Source organism: Streptomyces sp. NPDC004435, assembly GCF_042873895.1.
In the GTDB taxonomy this organism is placed as follows: domain Bacteria; phylum Actinomycetota; class Actinomycetes; order Streptomycetales; family Streptomycetaceae; genus Streptomyces.
Genome location: NZ_JBIAMB010000003.1, coordinates 445,965 through 464,144, shown reverse-complemented (window position 1 = coordinate 464,144; position 18,180 = coordinate 445,965). Strand labels below are relative to the sequence as shown.

At 72.2% G+C, this 18,180-nt stretch carries 15 protein-coding genes and 1 rRNA gene; 5 read left to right on the top strand and 11 right to left on the bottom strand.

Translation table 11 applies throughout. The features are described 5' to 3' along the window. Window positions 1-136: 136 nt before the first annotated feature. Window positions 137-253, top strand: a 5S ribosomal RNA gene (rrf, locus tag ACFYT9_RS07800). Window positions 254-402: 149 nt separating this feature from the next. Continuing rightward, window positions 403-1,992 (top strand): hypothetical protein, encoded by a 1,590-nt coding sequence (locus ACFYT9_RS07795; RefSeq protein WP_389161643.1) that lies wholly within the window; start codon window positions 403-405, stop codon window positions 1,990-1,992. A 65-nt stretch (window positions 1,993-2,057) separates the two neighbouring features. Here the strand turns inward: ACFYT9_RS07795 and ACFYT9_RS07790 are convergent, their stop codons facing one another. The 4 genes from ACFYT9_RS07790 to ACFYT9_RS07775 form a co-directional block, all read right to left on the bottom strand. Further along, window positions 2,058-2,855: a VOC family protein gene (locus ACFYT9_RS07790; protein ID WP_387271922.1), complete on the bottom strand. Its 798-nt coding sequence runs from the start codon at window positions 2,853-2,855 to the stop codon at window positions 2,058-2,060. Window positions 2,856-2,958: 103 nt separating this feature from the next. Continuing rightward, the gene (locus tag ACFYT9_RS07785) at window positions 2,959-3,480 is read right to left on the bottom strand and encodes an NUDIX domain-containing protein (protein WP_387271924.1); all 522 of its coding nucleotides are present in this window, start codon (window positions 3,478-3,480) and stop codon (window positions 2,959-2,961) included. Window positions 3,481-3,514: 34 nt separating this feature from the next. Continuing rightward, a complete protein-coding gene (locus ACFYT9_RS07780) occupies window positions 3,515-4,447 on the bottom strand; it encodes a universal stress protein (RefSeq protein ID WP_389161641.1) in 933 nt (310 codons plus the stop codon). A 90-nt stretch (window positions 4,448-4,537) separates the two neighbouring features. After that, entirely contained in the window at window positions 4,538-4,948 is a 411-nt protein-coding gene (locus ACFYT9_RS07775) for a DUF5997 family protein (protein ID WP_376602915.1), read from the bottom strand. A 92-nt stretch (window positions 4,949-5,040) separates the two neighbouring features. On the opposite strand from ACFYT9_RS07775, the gene ACFYT9_RS07770 reads away from it, so the two are divergent. Further along, entirely contained in the window at window positions 5,041-5,808 is a 768-nt protein-coding gene (locus tag ACFYT9_RS07770) for a LysR family transcriptional regulator substrate-binding protein (protein WP_389161639.1), read from the top strand. Window positions 5,809-5,880: 72 nt separating this feature from the next. Beyond that, window positions 5,881-6,456 carry a Type-2Aa cytolytic delta-endotoxin gene (locus ACFYT9_RS07765; protein ID WP_389161637.1) on the top strand — a complete coding sequence of 192 codons (576 nt, stop codon included), beginning with the start codon at window positions 5,881-5,883 and terminating at the stop codon, window positions 6,454-6,456. 52 nt (window positions 6,457-6,508) lie between these two features. Here ACFYT9_RS07765 and ACFYT9_RS07760 read toward each other — a convergent pair whose 3' ends face one another. The 7 genes from ACFYT9_RS07760 to ACFYT9_RS07730 all read right to left on the bottom strand — a co-directional run bounded on the left by ACFYT9_RS07760 (window position 6,509) and on the right by ACFYT9_RS07730 (window position 16,477). Beyond that, window positions 6,509-7,054, bottom strand: coding sequence for a DUF6328 family protein (locus tag ACFYT9_RS07760; RefSeq protein WP_389161635.1), 546 nt, complete (start codon window positions 7,052-7,054; stop codon window positions 6,509-6,511). 47 nt (window positions 7,055-7,101) lie between these two features. Then, complete coding sequence (locus ACFYT9_RS07755; protein WP_389161633.1) at window positions 7,102-8,760, bottom strand: FAD-dependent oxidoreductase; 1,659 nt, start codon at window positions 8,758-8,760, stop codon at window positions 7,102-7,104. Window positions 8,761-8,788: 28 nt separating this feature from the next. Further along, a complete protein-coding gene (locus tag ACFYT9_RS07750; RefSeq protein ID WP_389161632.1) occupies window positions 8,789-9,694 on the bottom strand; it encodes a diiron oxygenase in 906 nt (301 codons plus the stop codon). 224 nt (window positions 9,695-9,918) lie between these two features. After that, window positions 9,919-11,694 carry a S8 family serine peptidase gene (locus ACFYT9_RS07745; protein WP_389161630.1) on the bottom strand — a complete coding sequence of 592 codons (1,776 nt, stop codon included), beginning with the start codon at window positions 11,692-11,694 and terminating at the stop codon, window positions 9,919-9,921. A 218-nt stretch (window positions 11,695-11,912) separates the two neighbouring features. Then, window positions 11,913-14,906 carry a carbohydrate binding domain-containing protein gene (locus ACFYT9_RS07740; protein ID WP_389161628.1) on the bottom strand — a complete coding sequence of 998 codons (2,994 nt, stop codon included), beginning with the start codon at window positions 14,904-14,906 and terminating at the stop codon, window positions 11,913-11,915. A gap of 170 nt (window positions 14,907-15,076) precedes the next feature. Then, window positions 15,077-15,928 (bottom strand): DUF4344 domain-containing metallopeptidase, encoded by an 852-nt coding sequence (locus tag ACFYT9_RS07735; protein ID WP_389161627.1) that lies wholly within the window; start codon window positions 15,926-15,928, stop codon window positions 15,077-15,079. 129 nt (window positions 15,929-16,057) lie between these two features. Then, complete coding sequence (locus tag ACFYT9_RS07730) at window positions 16,058-16,477, bottom strand: MarR family winged helix-turn-helix transcriptional regulator (protein WP_376603099.1); 420 nt, start codon at window positions 16,475-16,477, stop codon at window positions 16,058-16,060. A gap of 235 nt (window positions 16,478-16,712) precedes the next feature. Between ACFYT9_RS07730 and ACFYT9_RS07725 the strand changes: the two genes are divergently transcribed. Beyond that, on the top strand, window positions 16,713-18,158 hold the full coding sequence (locus ACFYT9_RS07725) for an MFS transporter (RefSeq protein WP_389161625.1): 1,446 nt from the start codon (window positions 16,713-16,715) through the stop codon (window positions 18,156-18,158). Window positions 18,159-18,180: the final 22 nt, after the last annotated feature.

Sequence of the window (18,180 nt, the reverse complement as noted above, 5' to 3'; positions counted from 1 at the left end):
CGGATGTGGAAGCCCAGTAATGGGTGGAGCTGACCGGTACTAATAGGCCGAGGGCTTGTCCTCAGTTGCTCGCGTCCACTGTGTTAGTTCTGAAGTAACGAACTCCCTATACCGGTTGAGTTCAACTTCATAGTGTTTCGGTGGTCATAGCGTTAGGGAAACGCCCGGTTACATTCCGAACCCGGAAGCTAAGCCTTTCAGCGCCGATGGTACTGCAGGGGGGACCCTGTGGGAGAGTAGGACGCCGCCGAACAATTTTTAGCCTCAACCCCCGGACCATGTCCGGGGGTTGAGGCATTTTTGCGTTCATGTGAAGCGTGGGGCGGTTCGCTTCCCTTCTCCGGAGGACGGGCCTAGCGTCGGCGACCGGCGCGACCGTCGTACCCACCCGTAGGAGCTGCCTTGACCTCACGTACACGCCCTCGCCGGGGGCGCGCGGCCGCTGTGGCCGCCGCACTCGCCGCGGCCTTACTCGTCGGCTCTGCGCCCGTGGCGCAGGCCGAGGAGATCCCCCTCGCACTGGGGCACCGGCTCGTCGAGCACTACCTGGGCGCCCCGGGGACCGCCACGCCGCTGCCGGGCGCCGGGCCCGCCCAGCATCCGTACCTCGCCCCCAACGGGCGCAGCGGCATGCACGCGGACGCCGCCGGCAGCGGGACGCATCCCCACCCCGGTCCGCTCGGGCGGGAACCCGAAGTGACCAGCGAGAAGATCGCGCCGGTCGGCGGGGAGTGCGCCACCGCCACCTTCGACGCCGGCGGGCGGCTGCTCACCGTCTGCGGGACCTTCAGCGGGTTCCTGCTGAAGCTGCTCGACCCGCGCAGCCTCGACACCCTCGCCGAGTACAAGCTGCCCCAGCGGTCCTCCACCGTGGAGGCCATCACACGGCTCGACTTCGAGAAGATCTTCAAGGACACCTCGGGCGGTGCCTACTTCTACCTGGACGACCGCGACCGGGTGGTCCTCGCCGACTCCCGGCAGCACGTCCTGCGGATCTCCCACCGGCAGGACGCGGACGGGCGGTGGGAGTTCGAGGTCGAGGACGACTGGGATCTCACCTCGCTGGTGCCGCACGACTGCGTCACCTGGACCAACCTCTTCCCCAGCGGCGTCTGCGACCCCGTCACCTCCGTGATGCCGGACTGGGACGGGCGGATCTGGTGGGTCACCCGGCTCGGGCGGGTCGGGACCGTCGACCCGGACACCGGGGCGCTGCGGGTGACGCGGCTGGAGGGGGAGGAGATCCAGAACTCGTTCTCCGTCGCCGAGGACGGCGTCTCGATCGTCACCGACCACGCGCTGTACAGCTTCCGTGCCGGCACCGACGGCACACCGCGGGTCGTCTGGCGGGAGGCTTACGACCGGGGGACCGGGACCAAGCCTGGTTCGGTGAACCAGGGGTCCGGGACCACGCCCGACCTGTTCGGGAGGCGCGACGAGTACGTGGCCATCACCGACAACGCCGACGACCGAATGAACGTCCTCGTCTACCGGCGGACGGCAGACGTGCCCGCCGGGGAGCGGCTCGTCTGCAAGGTGCCCGTCTTCCGCTCCGGCGCCTCCACCACCGACAACTCGCTGATCAGCTGGGGCGACAGCCTCGTGGTGGAGAACAACTACGGGTACGAGAACCCCTCGTCGCTCGGGTTCGGGCGCAGCGTCGTCGGCGGGGCGACGAGGATCGACGTACGGGCCGACGGCAGCGGCTGCGACACCGTGTGGGAGAGCGACGTGCGCTCGCCGTCCACCGTGCCCAAGCTGTCCACCGCCAACGGGCTGCTCTACTTCTACGAGAAGCGGCCCCACGCGCTCGGGATCGACGCCTGGTACCTCACCGCCGTCGACTTCCGGACCGGAGCGCGGGTGTTCTCGCGGTTCACCGGAACCGGGCTCGCCTACGACAACAACTGGGCGCCGATCACCCTCGGGCTCGACGGCACCGCGTACGTCGGCGTCTTCAACGGGATCGTCGCCGTCCGCGACACCGCCTGAGCGCGGACGCACGGGAGCGGCGCGGCGCCCTCGGCCGGGCGTCGCGCCGCTCCGCCGCCCGCCGGTCACTCCATCGGCGGCATCTCGCCGACGGTCGTCCGGACGTCGATCACCGCGAACGCGGCGCCCTGCGGGTCCAGCAGGGCGGCGAAGCGGCCGAAGGGGCTGTCCATCGGGCCGAAGACCTTGCGCCCGCCGAGCCGTTCGGCAGCGCCGACCGCCAGGTCGCAGTTGTCGACGGCGAAGTAGATCTGGATGTACGACGGGACCTCCGGCGGGAAGTCGTCCGGGGCCATCCGCATCCGGCCGAGGAGCGGGTCGCCGCCGAGGTCGAAGACCCGGAAGTCCATCGTCTCGTCGGCCATCTTCTTCGAGTTGTAGCCGAAGACGCTCGTGAAGAAGGCGTCGGACTTGTCGGGTTCGCGGGTGAAGACCTCGGCCCAGCAGAAGGCGCCGGACTCCCCTTCGAGTTCGAAGCCCTCGTGCACGCCTGCCTGCCAGAGGCCGAAGACCACGCCCGAAGGGTCCTGAGCGAGGCACATCGAGCCGAACTCGCCGACCTTCATCGGCTCCATCAGCACCGTGCCGCCCGCGGCCTTGATCTTCTCCGCGGTGGCGGCGACGTCGTCCGAGGCGAAGTAGAGACACCAGGCGGACTGCGGCGGGGTGTCACCACCGGGCATCGGCGGGACGACGGCGGCGACGGCCTTGCCGTTCTTGTACGCCTGGGTGTAGTTGCCGAACTCCGTCGCTTCCTCGCCGAAGGTCCAGCCCAGCACATCGGCGTAGAACGTCTTGGCTGCCTCGGCGTCGGTGAACATCGCGTCGGTCCAGACCGGGGTGCCTTCGGGTCGTACGGCCATGACGTGACTCTCGCTTCCGATCGGTGGCGTTCTGCGTAGTCTGTGGACTTCGTCCACGCTAGTCACGACCAGGCCGTCCCGCGCGGTGACGCGCGGTCCCGGCTCAGCGCGGCGGCCGTCCGAGGGTGTAGCGGTGGAAGGGCGCCTCCGGCAGGCCGAGCTCGGGCCGCCACACGGCGAGGACCTGCGCGGAAGGCAGGAAGAGGGCCGTCGGCAGTGCGTCGGGGGAGGTCCACTCCCAGCGTTCGATCTTCTGCGGCTCGGCGACCGAGGGAGTGCCCGTGAAGGCGCGGACGACCGTGGCCGCCGTCATCCGGGTCACCGTCGGCGAGGTGACCGTGTCGAGGAGCAGGCCGAGGACCTCCACGTCGTCCGCGCCGCTCACCAGGGTGGTCTCCTCGGCCAGCTCGCGGGCCGCGGCCTCCTCGATCGACTCGCCCGGCTCGATCCCGCCGCCCGGCAGCTCCCACACGCCCGAGCGGTCGAGGCCGAGCAGGATCCGGCCCCGGGCGTCGAGGACCACGATCCCGGCGCCCAGCGCGGCGGTCGGGGTCGGGGGCCGGGTGTTGCGGGCGGCGGCGGCCGGATCGGCGGCGGGGGCGGAGGCGTACGCGTCGGACGTCATGGGCTCTGTCTACCAGCCGGGACCGACAGCGCGGTCACGCGCCGGCGGCCGGCGGGACCACCGCCACCGGGCAGGCTGCGTGATGGAGCACCGCGTGTGCCACCGAGCCCACCAGGAGCTCCGCGATCCGGTGCCGGTGATGCCGGCCCACGACCAGCAGGGCCGCGTCGGCGGAGGCGTCCACCAGGAGTCCCGCCGCGTCCCCCGGTTCGACCGTGCGGACCAGTTCCACGTCAGGCCGGCGATCGGCGAAGGGGCGCAGGCGGGTCTCCTGCTCGCGCCGGGCCTCGGCGAGGAGTTCCTCCGTGTCCTCGGCGAGGGGGAGCGGCGGGGGCACCTGGAGGGCGGGGGAGGGAGCCGCGACCAGCGCGGACGGGTTGGGCGGGAGCCGCAGCGCGGTGATCGCCTCCAGGGGCACACCGCGCAGCCGGGCCGTCTCGAAGGCGAAGGCCACGACCTCGTCCGGGGTCTCCTCGGGGTGCAGGCCCAGCAGGATCCGGCCGGCCGCGGGGGCGCTGTCCAGGGACGCGGTGCGGGCCTCGTGCGGGACCACGACCAGCGGGCAGGGGGAGTGGGCGGCGAGCGTGCGGCCGGTGGAACCGAGCAGGAGCGTGGCGAAGCCGCCGTGGCCACGGGAGCCGGTCACCAGGAGGCGGGCGCCCCGGGCCGCTTCCGGCAGCACCTCGGTGACCGTCCCGTCCAGGGACCGGTACTCCACCGGCACCGTGTGCCCGCGCTCCTCGACGACGGTCCTGACGGCGTCCAGGACGGTGTCCGGCAGCTCCGGCTCCGTGCCCAGCGAGGCGATGCGGGCCGCGCCCAGTTGCAGGGCCTCGGAGCGGACGTGCGCCACGACCAGGGGGGCGCCCAGGGCCTCGGCGGCCCCCAGCGCCCAGGAGAGGGCGCGCAGACTGTGCTCGGAGCCGTCGACGGCGGCGACGACGGGCGGGTCGGTTACCTCGTTCATGAGGGGATGCCTCCCGCGCCCGGCGCCGCGCCACACCGGGCGACGGCGGCCGGGTCCGCCGGGCGTCCCGGCCCGTCGGCGTCCGGTCCGTCAGGTGTTCTGCTCGCGGGCGGCCTGGTCGGCCGCGCGCTGGGCGTTGCGCTCCTTGATCCGCACGTTCTCCTTGCGGACGTCGGACTGGGTGGCGCGCTCCTTGACGAGCCACTCGGGCGCCTCGTCCTTGAGCGCCTCGATCTGCTCGGTGGTGAGCGCGTCGGTGACCCCGCCGCGGGCGAGACCGGAGATGGAGATGCCGAGCTTGGCCGCGACGACCGGGCGCGGGTGCGGGCCGTTCTGGCGCAGCTCCTGGAGCCAGGCCGGCGGGTTGGCCTGGAGCTCGTTGAGCTCGGCGCGGGAGACGACGCCTTCCTGGAAGTCGGCGGGCGTGGCGTCGAGGTACACACCCAGCTTCTTCGCCGCGGTCGCGGGCTTCATCGTCTGGGAGTTCTGGTGCTGCGTCATGGTGTCCAGGGTATCGAGCACACGGGCGTCCGCCGACCACGGGCGTCCGCCGACCTGCGCCGACGGTGCGGACCGGCGGGTAATCTTGCGGGGTGACTGACTCCTCCCCGGCCCCCACGACCTTCCGGCTCGCCTACGTGCCCGGTGTGACGCCCTCGAAGTGGGTGCGGATCTGGGAGCAGCGGCTGCCCGACGTGCGCCTCACGCTCCTCCAGGTGACGCCCGGCGAGTCCTTCGGAACGCTCCGGGACGGGGCGGCGGACGCGGCGCTGCTGCGGCTGCCGGTCGACGGTGAGGACCTGGCGGCGATCCCGCTGTACGAGGAGACGACGGTGGTGGTCGTGCCGAAGGACCACCTGTTCGCCGCCGCCGAGGAGCTGAGCCCGGCGGATCTCGCGGAGGAGCTGGTGCTGCACCCGCTCGACGACACCCTCGACTGGGAGGCGCCGCCCGGCCGGCCCGCGTTCGAGCGGCCCGAGACCACCGCCGACGCGATCGAGCTGGTCGCCGCCGGGGTCGGCGTCCTCGTCGTGCCGCAGTCGCTGGCCCGGCTGCACCACCGCAAGGACCTCACGTACCGCACGATCACCGGCGTCCCCCAGTCGCGGGTGGCGCTCTCCTGGCCGAGGACCGAGGAGGCCCCCGACCTGGTCGAGGAGTTCATCGGGATCGTCCGCGGCCGGACCGTCAACAGCACCCGGGGCCGGCGGGCGGAGGCGCAGAAGGGCCAGAAGACCGCCAAGCCGGCACCCAAGCCCGCGAAGAAGGCCGCCGGGGGCAAGCCGCAGCGGCCGGCGAAGCCCGCCCGGGGCAAGGGCGGCGCCGCCGGGCGCGGGGGGAAGCCCCGCCGCGGGCGCTGAGCGGACCCCTCGGCATACTCCTCCTGATGATCAAGCGCCCGCCGCGGTGGGCGCCGAGCGAAGGAGGATTCCTTGGCAGCCAGTTTCAGGACCGTGATCGAGGTGGCGCCCGCCCACCTCGACGAGGCCCGGTCGATCGACCGGGTCTTCCAGGATGCGATCGCCCCCGCCACCGTCAACTTCGACTTCGGCGCCATCCACCGGGCGGCCACCGCCGTGCCGGACTGCACCGTCGTCCGTATGGTGCGCGGCTGGGGGCTCAAGGAGCACGCGCCGCTGCTCGTCATGGTGCTCTCGCTGAAGGAGGCCGTCCGCCAGGCGCTGCCGGCCGAGTGCGCCGAGGCGGGCTTCTGGGAGACGGTGGAGCGGGAGCTGGTCGCCGCGTTCACCAGCCTCGGGGACGCGGAGCAGCAGGGGCTGTCGTTCTACGAGGAGTCCGAGGAGCGCACCCGCTACTACCGGGACCTCTTCTTCGCGCTCCAGGACGAGGGCACGGGCGACGCGCTGCACGCGCTCGCCTTCTGCGTGGACGTCACCGTCGACCTGCCCAGGGAGCAGGTGCTCGGGCTCGGCCTGACGGACATCGCGCCGTTCTCGGTCGGGCTGAACGCGATCGTGCTGCGCCGCCCGCTCCCCGTCGCGGCCTGATCCGCCGCCCACGCCGGCCCGCCGTCCCGGGCCGGACCCCCGGTGCGTCCGCTCAGCGCGGCCAGGGGCCGTAGCCGTCCCCGGTTTTGCCGCCCCCGCCCCCGTCGTCCTCCTTGCCCCGGAGCCGGGTGACGATCGGCACCACGAACCAGCAGAGCGCCACCCACGCCGCCATCCCGACGAGCAGCCACGTCGCGATGCCGTTGTCCAGCACCATGCGCATGATCAGCAGGAACGTCGACATGATCGTCAGGTAGAGCAGCACCACGCCGACGAGCGTCAGGCGCGCCGCCCAGTTCACCGTCTCCGGCTTGAGCCGGCGCCCGGCGACCAGCCGGTGGACCGCGACCGGCGCGACGAGCGCACCGGTGGTCGCCGCTCCCAGACAGAACGTGACCACGTAGATCATCCGGTCCGTCGTGCCCAGCTCCGTGAAGCGCGGCTGGAAGACGACCGCGACCAGGAAGCCGAACAGGATCTGGGTGCCGGTCTGGGCCACCCGCAGCTCCTGGAGGAGCTCGTTCCAGCGTCGGTCGGCCCGTTCCTCCCGGCTCTCGCCGCGCCCGTCGTCGTGCCGGACGGTGCCTTCGGTGGTCATACGGGGCGAGTGCCCCCGCGCCCGCCCCGTATGCGCCCCGTCAGGTGTCAGCTCGCGGGGCCGCGCAGCCGGCCGCGGCGGGCCGCCGCGACCAGTTCCGGGACCGTCGCGAGCTTGACCCGCGGCCGGCCGGCCGCCGCGCCCCGGGCCCGCTCGGCCCGGTCGATGGCGGCGAGTCCGCGAGCGTCCACGAGCCGGCCGCTGCGGGCGCGGGCGAGCCGCCCGAACGCCTTCGCGGAACCGGTCGGCGTCGGCAGGCGGCCGTCGACGGCGTCGGCGAGGAGGCTGCCGACGGTCTCGGCGGCGCAGGAGCGGTTGGCTCCGATGCCGCCGGAGGGGCCGCGCTTGATCCAGCCCACGACGTAGGTGCCGGTCATGCCGTCCACCCGCCCGGCGGTGTGCGGGACGGTGCCGGTGGCCTCGTCGAAGGGCAGTCCGGCGAGGGGGACGCCCCGGTAGCCGATCGCCCTCACGAGCAGGCCGGCCGGGATCTCGGCGGGGCCGTCGGCGCCGCCGGTGCGGATCGCCCGGACCGCGTCGGGGCCGACGGCCTCCTCGGGCGCGGAGTGGAAGCGGAGCACGATGCGGCGGCGGCCGGCGTCGGGTGCGCGCGTCCAGTCGACGGTCTCGCGGGCCACGTCCTTCAGGAGGGCGGCCTTGGCGTCGGCGGCCGCGGTGTCGACGGCCTCGGCGATCCGGGGGTCGTGGGTGTCGACGACGAGCTCGACGCCGGGCAGGTCGGCGAGGGCCAGGAGTTCGGAGGAGGTGTACGCGGCGTCCTCGGGGCCGCGCCGGCCGAGCAGGACCACCTCGCGGACGCGCGCGTCGCGCAGGGCGGCGAGGGCGTGGTCGGCGATGTCGGTGCCCGCGAGCGCGGCGGGGTCGGAGACCAGGATCCGGGCCACGTCCAGGGCCACGTTGCCGTTGCCGACGACCACGGCCCGTTCGGCCGTGCCCAGGGAGACCGCCTCGGGCGGGGTCTCCGGGTGGGCGTTGTACCAGGAGACGAGGGAGGTCGCGGAGAGGCTGCCGGGCAGTTCCTCGCCGGGGATGCCGAGGCGCCGGTCGGACGGGGCGCCGACCGCGTACACGACGGCGTCGTGGTGGGCGGCCAGTTCCGCGGGGGTGACGTCCTTGCCGATCTCCACGCCGAGCCGGACGGTGGCCCGGGGGTGGGTGTGGAAGCGGGCGAGGGTGTCGCCGGCGCCCTTCGTGCCCGGGTGGTCGGGGGCCACGCCGTAGCGGACGAGCCCGCCGGCCACCGGGAGCCGGTCGATGAGGGTGACCTCGGCGTTGGTGTGCAGCAGCAGGTCCTCGGCGGCGTACATCCCGGCCGGTCCGGTGCCGACGACGGCGACCCGGATCGGGGCGAAGTCGGAGGGCAGCGAGCGGGCGAAGGCCGGCTCGCCCCAGGCGTGGAAGGTGGGGGAGGCGAGGACGGGGGCGGGTTCGCGGCCCTCGTAGTGGGCGGCGTTGATCGCCTCGTACTTCTTCAGCGGCCCGGTGAGCCGGTCGACCGGGAAGATCGCGTCGACCGGGCAGGCGTCGGCGCAGGCCCCGCAGTCGATGCAGGTCTTCGGGTCGACGTAGAGCATCTCGGTGGTGCCGAAGTCCGGCTCGTCGGGCGTCGGGTGGATGCAGTTGACCGGGCAGACGGCGACGCAGGTGGCGTCGGAGCAGCAGGTCTGGGTGATGGCGTAGGTCATGGCGGCGGCTCGGCTCGGCTCGGCGGGGTCAGAGGAGGTGGGCGCGCTGGTAGAAGAAGACGGCGGGGCGGGTCAGCATGCCGACGTCGCCGAGGAACTCCATCAGGCCGGAGCAGCTGGCGCGGAGCTGCGCCTTGTAGTGCTCGTTGGCGGCGGCCTCGCGGCGGGCGCGCTCGGGGTCGAGGCCGGCCCGGACGTACACCTCGGGGTTCACCAGGCTGGTGATGATGTAGTACGCGGCGGTGGCGACGACCAGCGCCTGGAAGTGGCGGCGGGCGCGGCTCGCGCGGGCGAGGTGGCGGCGGGTCTCGTCCCGGGCGAACTTCATGTGCCGGGATTCCTCGACGACATGGATGTTGTTGATGGTCCGCACGAAGGGGACCACCCGCTCGTCGCGCATCCAGTCGCGCTGCATGACGTCGAGGACCTCCTCGGCGACGAGGATGCCGGCGTAGGCGGCCTCGCCGAAGCCGACCGTTTTCATGAACCGGCCGAGCTCCATGACCGCGCGCTTGGGCCGGTAGGCCGGGGCGCCCAGCTTCTGGGAGCCGCGGGCGAACATGATCGAGTGGCGGCACTCGTCGGCGATCTCGGTGAGCGCCCACTGGAAGCGGGGGTCGGTGTGGTCCATGCGGTAGATGTCCCGCAGGACCAGCTGCTGGAGGATCATCTCGAACCAGATGCCGGTGGAGGCGACGGAGGCGGACTCCTGGCGGGTCAGCTCCTTGCGCTGCTCCTCGGTCATCTCGTTCCAGTACGCGGTGCCGTAGAGGCTGTTCCACTCGGGGCTCTGCCCGTGGAAGTCCTTGTCGAGCGGGGTGTCCCAGTCGACCTCGACGTTGGGGTCGTAGCTGAGCTTGGCGGCAGACCGGAGGAGCCGCTCGGCGACGTCGTCGGGGTCGTGGTGGTCCGGGCGAACGGTGCTGCTGGCCATCGGTGCGGCTCCTTGGGTCACGCGGTCGGCTCGTCGTGGTCGTTCCCCGCTTGTTAGACGCTGTGTCTAGCAAGCTTGTTAGACGGAACGTATAGCAAGGGCCGCGCGCGGGCTACCCCCCGGTACGGACTTTCTTCTCCCGCCCTGGCGGGGAGCTGTTCCCGGGCATGCGAGAGGGGCCGGAGCGTGGTGCGCTCCGGCCCCTCAGGGGTGCTGTCCGACCGTCAGAAGGTCAGGTTCCAGGCGTCGATCTTCCCGGTGTCCGCGTTCGCGTTGTCGTTCACGCGGAGCTTCCAGACGCCGTTCGCGACCTCGGAGGAGGCGTTGACGGTGTACGTCTGGACGATGTTGTCGGTGCCGCTGCCGCTCCGGTTGTGGACGGTGTAGACGGTGCCGTCGGGGGCGACCAGGTCGACCTTGAGGTCGCCGATGTAGGTGTGCTTGATGTCGACGCCCACCTTGAGGGTCGCCGGCGCGTTGCCGGTGACGCCGCTGACGGTGATCGCGCTCTCGACGGTGGCGTTGTCGGAGATCGTCACGTCGGTCAGGTTCTCGAAGTACTTGCCGGGCGGCGGCGTCGAGCCGCCGACGGCCTTGAGCGCGTCCACGCGGCCCTCGCCGAAGAAGCCGTTCTTCGCCGTGGTGCCGGTGCAGCGGGAGTCCGAGGGGCAGGCCAGGTCCGTGGCGTGCTCGCCGAGCTTGGCGCGGATGTCCGCGGGGGTGTACGCCGGGTTGGCGCTGGCCAGCAGGGCGGCGACGCCGGCCACGTGCGGGGCGGCCATCGAGGTACCGCTCAGCGAGGAGTACTTGCCGCCGGGGACGGTGCTGTAGACGGACTCGCCGGGCGCCGAGACCTCGATGACGTCACGGCCGAAGTTGGAGAAGGACGCCTTGGAGGTGCCGCTGGTGCCGTTGGCCGCGACCGTGACGACGCCCGGCAGCTCGGCCGGGATGTCGAGGCAGTCGTTGGTGATGGTCCGCGTCACCGGCGTCGAGTCGTTGGGGCTCGACGAGTCGGTGGTCTTGTTCGCCAGGTCCACGTTGGAGTTGCCGGCCGCGGCGACCTGGAGCGAGCCCTTGCTCTCGGCGTACGCCTGGGCGCGGCCCACGCCCTCCAGGATCGCCGCCTGGTCGAGGTTGTTCGGGCAGTTGAACTGCCACGGGTCCGTGTAGTAGCTGTTGTTGGTGACCTTGAAGCCGCGGTCACCGGCCCACACGAGGCCGCAGATGGTGTTCTCCGGGAAGAAGAGCGTGCTGCCGGGCTCGGCGATGCGCACCGAGGAGATCTTCACGCCCGGGGCGACGCCGATGGCGCCCTTGCCGTTCTTCGCGGCGGCGACCGTGCCGGCCACGTGGGTGCCGTGCTGGTCGACGTCGCGCCAGGCGCCGGCGCGGGTGTCGGCCTTGCCGTAGGCGCAGGAGACCGAGTCGGCGGCGTTGAAGTTCGGAGCCAGGTCCTGGTGCTGGTCGTCGACGCCGGTGTCCAGGATGCCGACCTTGACCGAGGCGGAGCCCGGGTTGACGGCCCACGCCTGGTCGGCCTTGATCTGGGTCATGTCCGAGCGGACGGGCTCCGTCGACGGGGCCGCCGACTGCGAGGGGTTGGACGGGAGGGCCGGGTTGTACGCGTCGGCCGGGACGTCCGAGGTGCGGCTGGCACCGACCTTCTGCACGCCGGCGACGCCACGCATGGTGGTGGCGAAGGAGGCGGAGGTCGAGTGGGCGACGATCACGCCGATGGCGTCGAAGGAGGAGAAGACCGAACCGCCGTTGGCGGCCACGGCGTTGCGGACCGCGGTGGTGTCACCGGGAGCGGTGATGACCAGGTAGGCGCGGGTGCCGGCGGCCCAGGCCGCGGGTGCCGCGGGCGCCTGCTGCGCGGCGCGTGCGGTCCCGGTGAAGGCCGCGAGCGGCTCGTTGTCGGCCGGGGCGGCCTGGGCGAGCGAGGCCGGGCCCGCGACCGCGAGTGTCGTGCCGAGGGCGATCGCCGCGAGTCTCATGCGGCCGGATATGTGGGAAAACAATGCGTCCTCCGATGACCCGGTGGCGCGGGTGGCGCCGGCCGGGCCCTGTGATGTGTGGGGTGGACGCAAGATCCCAGACGGGCGGGGCGGAAGGAAGACTTCTGTCCGACAAGCCCGTTCATGTAACAGAATCTTGACTTGAACATGGCGAAAGGGGGCGGATTTCCTCCCCACCCCCTCCCGCCGCGGCGGGCCTACTTCAGGTAGGGGCCCGCGGTGCCGATCTTCCCGGGCCCGTTCAGGACGTACACCCGGAGGTTGCCCTTGCCGGGCGCGCCGACCGAGAGCGTGCCGTTGGCGACGACCTTGACGTCACCGGTGACGGCGTCGGTGTACGTGCCGTTCGGGATGCCGTTGTACGTGGCGCCGCCCGAGACGGTGACGAGCGCGAAGCTGTCCGTCGAGCCGCTGGTGTAGCGGCGCTTGAACGCCATGCCGCCCGAGATGCCCTCCGTGGAGTACTGGCCCATCTGGAGCGCGGGGACCGCCCGGCGGATCTCGTTGAGCCGCTGGACGTGCTTGACCAGGGGCTGCTGGAGGGTGGTCGCGACCTGGCCGCTCGCCCCGGAGACCTTGGAGAAGTCGGAGGCGGTCACGGTGCCGGCGAGGTGCGCGCCGTAGTAGGCGCGGCCGGTCGTCGCCAGCGGGCAGGTCGGCCCGCAGTCGATCTTCTGGCCCTTCTGGAACTCGATCTCGGAGCCGTAGTAGAGCGTCGGGATGCCGCGGAAGGTCCACATCAGGGACATGTTCTCGGCCCAGGCGTCGGTGCCGCCCGTGTAGCGCTCGCTGGACTTGTTCGGTCCGTAGTCGTGGCTGTCGACGTAGACGACGTTGTACGTGGCGTCGTTGTAACTGTCGTCCGAGTCCTTGCCGTTGGAGAACGCGTTGTACGCGTCACCGAAGTTCATGTGCATCCGCATGTCGATGACGTTCATGCCGGAGAAGCGGCTGTGGTCGGGCGCGTGGTAGCTGTTGCCGTTCAGGAAGGCGTTGGTCGACGTCGGCTGGTTGCCGGTGCCCTGCTGCTGCTCGTAGTCGTACATCTCCAGCGCCGCCCCGGCGTCGTCGGCGGCGTACTCCCTGCGCTCCTTCCAGGTGTAGAACTGCGCCGAGTGATTGACCGAGCCGCGGTTCCACTTGTCGTTGACGAAGGCGGCGACCTCGCCGAAGACGAAGAAGTTCTTCGCCGCCTCGGCGCCGTGGCGCTGGGTGACGCGCTCCTGGATGGCGGGGAGGAAGCGGCGGTTCCAGGTGGTGCGCGGGATGTGCACGGCGGTGTCGACGCGGAAGCCGTCGACGCCCATGTCGATGTACTTGTTGTAGGCGCCGATCAGGTAGTTCTGGACGGTCGCGTTCTCCGTGTCGAAGTCCGCCAGGTCCTCGTGCAGCCAGCAGGAACGGGAGTCCTCGCCCTCCCAGTTGCCGATCCAGCACTGGTGGTAGAGCGCCTTCGGGAACATGCCGGAGGTCGGGCTCGGCCACTGGCAGTTGTAGAGGGTGTATCCCTCGGGGCTCTTCCCGCCGGTGGGCTTGCCCCAGTTGACGCAGGTGTTGCCGGTGGGTTCGGCGGTCGACCACAGGTCGCCGTTGTAGTACGACTTGCCGGACTTGGCGTCGACGGTCAGGCCGTCGTACTCGAAGCCGGGCTGCTTCTCGTCGTAGTACCAGCTCCACTGGGTGTCCCGGACGCCGTACACGGTCGGCGTGAACAGGCCTTTGGCGCCCCAGCGGGAGGAGTGGTTGTAGACGACGTCCTGGTAGATCTTCATGCCCTTGGCATGGGCCGCGTCGATCAGGTCCTGGTAGGAGGCGCCGGCCGACTCCAGGCGGGGATCGACCTTGTAGAAGTCGTAGCCGTGGTAGCCGTGGTGGTCGTAGTCCGAGCGGTTGAGCACCACCGGGGTGACCCAGACGGCGGAGAAGCCGAGGCCCTTGATGTAGTCGAGCTTCTGGACGAGGCCCTTGAAGTCGCCCCGGAACATGGGGTCGTCGTTGGCCGCGTTCCCCGACTTCACGTGCTGGCTGCCGCCCCGGTTGTTGGACGGGTCGCCGTCGTGGAAGCGGGCGGTGAGGACGAAGTAGATCGGGTCCTTGCGCGGGTCCGTGCCGAGCGGCTTGCCGTTCGCGGGGGCGGCCGGCTTGTCACCGGTCGTGGCGGTGGCCGGGGCGGAGGCGGTCGAGACGTTCCCGGCGGCGTCCACGGCCTTCACCGTGTAGGTGTACGCGGTGCGTTCGGCCAGTCCGGTGTCCGAGAAGACCGTCGAGCCGACGTCCGTCACCACCGTGCCGCCCGTGCCGCCGACCCGGGTGACCTGGTACTTCGTCACGCCCCGGTCGTCGGTGGCGGCGTCCCAGGAGAGCAGGACGGAGACGCCGTCGGCGGTCGCGGTGACCCGGGCCGGGGCGGTGGGCGCCTGGGTGTCGGGCGGGGTCGCGGCACAGGGGTCGGTCGCGTTCGCGGTCACCACCCGGTCGCGGACGGTGGAGGTGCCCGTGCCGATCGCGTAGTCGGAGCCGCCGTTGTTGTCCCACACGCCGTTGCCGTTGTTGAAGGCGGCCTTGAGGGACGTGGCGGTGCCGAGGTCGAGCTCCCGCTTCCACCAGCCCGTGCAGGCCGCCGTCATGCCGAGGCCGGGCGCGGCCGTCCACGCGCCGCCGGCCGGCTGGTAGTGGACGTTCACCGTCGACCAGCCCAGGGAGGCCGAGGAGTAGTACACCGTCGCCTTCTGGGAGGCGGGCGGCGGGGTGTCGGCGCACGGGTCGGAGTGGGCGACGACCCCGTCCTTCACGGTGATGTTCCCGCCGCCCAGGGCGTAGTTGCGGCCGCCGTTGTTGTCCCAGGTCCCGGCGCCGTTGTTGAAGGTGGCCTGGAGGCCGGCCGCGGTGCCGAGGCTGACGGTCTTCTTCACCCAGTCGGTACAGGCCGGCTCCATCGCGGTGCCGGGGACGGTGGTCCAGGAGCCGCCGTCGGGCGCGTAGTGGAGGTTGTAGGCCGACCAGTTCTTGGTCTTGGTCCAGTAGTGGACGGTCGCCGTGGTCTCGGCGACGGCCGCCGCCGGCGTCGCGGCGAGCGGGGCGGCGGCGGCCGGAGGCGCGCCGGGCGGCGCCGCGACCAGGCCGGTGAGGCCGGCCGCGACACCGAGGAGCGCGAGGGCGCGTCTTCTCGGCCGTATGCGGGTGGGGGTCATGCGATCTCCAGACGGGGGCGCGCCGAACGAAGGGGCCGGTGGAGCGTCGGGGATCGGCCCCCTTGGAAGCGCGTGCGGAAAATTGCGGAAAGTTCTTGCGTCGGCGGGAAGTTACCCCTGTGCGGCGCGCGCGTAAAGAGTTCGCGTCGAAGCGGTTCGCATCGTGGGATTCACGGCTTCTTGAGGTACGGCCCCAGGAGGGTCCGCCACGACGAGTCGATGCGCCGGAACTCGGCCGGGCAGAGCGCGGCGCGGTCGCGGGGCAGCACTCCGTCCGGGTTGCCCTCCGCGTCCACCGCGTCCGCGAACCGCCGGGGGTCGGAGCCGTACAGCCAGCAGGCCCAGTTGAAGAACCGCTGCCCGTCCATGGAGTGGATGTCGGAGTACGCGGCCACCCCCGGGTCGCCGCCCTCGGCCGCCTGCCACAGCGCGCCCCAGGCGTTGACGGCGGAGATCGCGTAGTCGGTGTGGCGCTCGTCGCCGGAGGCGAGCAGGAGGACGGCGAGCTGGTCCACCGCGTCCTCCTCGCGTCCGGTGACCGGCAGGTCGTAGAGGTCGACGAGGGCGTGCCCGAGCTCGTGGAAGAGGACGCCGTTCGAGAGTCCGACGACGTCCTCGTCGACGGCGGCGGACCGCTGCGCCGGGGTGCCGTCGGAGTCGAGGCCGGCGAAGACCTTCCGGGCGTCCGGCACGAAGCCGTAGCAGTAGGTGATCCGCCCGGTGTCCTCGTCCCAGTACGGGTTGGGCGCCGGGCAGCCGGCGGCGCGGAGCGGTATGTCGCGGGGGAGGGCGATCCGGGAGTCCGCGTAGGCGGCGGCGTCCTCCAGGACCCGGTGCTCGCGCAGGAAGGCGCGCGCGGCGCGCTCCTCGGGGGTGCCGGCCTCCTCGTACGTCACGACCAGCCGGCCCTGGCCGCGGCCCGTTCCGGTGGTGGGGGAGGGGGCCGCCGGGGTGGCCGCGCAGCCGGTCAGCAGGACGGTGGTGAGGGCGAGTCCGGCGCGGAGGCGGGCGGCGGTGGGCATCGGCGGCACCTCGTCTCGTGGGCGTCCCTGCCGACGAGCCTGGCCGGAGCGGCCGGCGGCGGCGAGCCCGCCGCGCCGGACGGGTGAGACGGGGCCGCCTTCGCGGCGTCCCCGGGCGTGCCGTGCGGGTCAGGCCCGTGGCCAGGGGCGGCCCTCCAGGCGCTCGATGTCCCGGTTGAAGCGCTCCAGGAGGTCCGCGAAGGCGGTCGCGTCCTCGGGCGACCAGTGCTCCATGATCCGCCGGAGTCCGCCGATGTTGAAGGACCGGTCCGCCTCAAGGCGCCGCTCGCCCTCCCCGGTGATGCGGAACTTGCGCGCGATGCCGCCGTCCGGGTCCGGGATGCGCTCCACGACCCCGGCCCGCAGCATGGCCGCGGTCTGCCGGTTGAGGGTGGAGGCGTCCAGCCCGAAGGCGTCGGTGAGCTGCCCGATGGACATGGGTCCGTGCATCCGGATCCGGGTGAGGAGCACGTACGCGCTCCGGTCGAGGCCGCCGGCGCCGGAACGGGTGCGCGGCGCGTGGAGGTGCGAGTGCCGGCTGAGCAGCATCGTCTCGAACTCGATGCGGTCGGCGGCCTGGTCCGGCCGGTCCGGCTCGTTCACGGGCGTCTCCGCAGACGTGTCCTCGGGCTTGTCCATGGCGTCATTCTCTCCCGCCCCGGTGAGATGTGCATCGTGCATGACTTGTGCATCATGCAGTTTGTATGCATGATGCACAAGTCTAGGGATGTGCATCATGCACAAGCCCGTACCCGCCTCGCTCCGTGAACCCAGGGAGAAACCCGTGGACCGCGCCCAGACCGACGCACGCCCCCAAGGCGTCGTCGGCGTCCTCGCCTTCGCCGGCATCGTGGCGGCACTCATGCAGACCCTCGTGGTGCCGCTCATCGGCGATCTGCCGCGGCTCCTCGGCTCCAGCCCCTCCGACGCCTCCTGGGTGATCACCGCGACCCTGCTCGCCGCCGCCGTCGCCACCCCCGTCGCCGGCCGGCTCGGCGACACCCTCGGCAAGCGGACCGTCCTGCTGGCCTCCACCGTCCCGCTGATCGCCGGCTCCGTCGTCTGCGCGCTCTCCGACTCGGTCGTCCCGATGATCGTCGGCCGCGGCCTCCAGGGCCTCGGCATGGGCGTCGTCCCCGTCGGCATCAGCCTGCTCCGCGACGTCCTGCCGCCCGAGAGGCTCGGCGGCTCCATCGCCCTCATGAGCGCGTCCATGGGAGTCGGCGGCGCCCTCGGCCTGCCGTTCTCCGCCGCCGTCGCCGAGCACGCCAGCTGGCGCGTCCTCTTCTGGGTGGCCGCCGCGCTCAGCGCCGTCGTCGCCGCCCTCATCTGGCGCCTCGTCCCGGCCGGCCGCCGCAACCCCGCCCCCGGCCGCTTCGACCTGCCCGGCGCCCTCGGCCTCGGCGCCGGCCTCGTCGCCCTCCTCCTCGCCGTCTCCAAGGGCGCCGCCTGGGGCTGGGGCAGCGCCACCACCCTCGGCCTCTTCGCCGCGGCCGCCGTCACCCTCCTCGCCTGGGGCCTCTGGGAGCTGCGCACCCGCGACCCGCTCGTCGACCTGCGGGTCACCGCCCGCCCGGTCGTCCTGCTGACCAACCTCGCCTCGGTGCTCGTCGGCTTCTCCATGTACGCCCAGTCGCTGGTCGTCCCGCAGCTCCTCCAGCTCCCCGAGGCCACCGGCTACGGCCTGGGCCAGTCGATGATGGCGATGGGCCTCTGGATGGCCCCCGCGGGCCTCGCGATGATGCTGCTCGCCCCGCTCGGCGCCAAGCTGTCCGCCGCCCGCGGCCCCAAGGTCACCCTCTCCGTCGGCGCCCTCGTCATCTCCGCCGGCTACGCCTCCTCGCTCGCCCTCATGGGCTCCACCTGGGGCCTGCTCGTCGTCACCCTGATCTGCAACACCGGCGTCGGCCTCGCCTACGGCGCGATGCCCGCGCTCATCATGGGCTCCGTCCCCGCCGAGGAGACCGCCTCCGCCAACAGCTTCAACACCCTGATGCGCTCGATCGGCACCTCGGTCTCCGCCGCCGTCATCGGCGTCGTCCTCGCCCAGATGACCACGACCCTCGGCGGCCACACCCTGCCCTCCGAGAACGGCTTCCGGGCCGCCATGCTCATCGGCGCCGGCGTCGCCCTCCTCGCCTCGATCGTCGCGGCCCTCATCCCCGCCCGGCACACCCCCGCCGCCACCCCTGCCGCGACCCCCGCCCAGGAGACCGCCCGCGCGGCCTGACCCGAAGCGGTACGGGTACGGG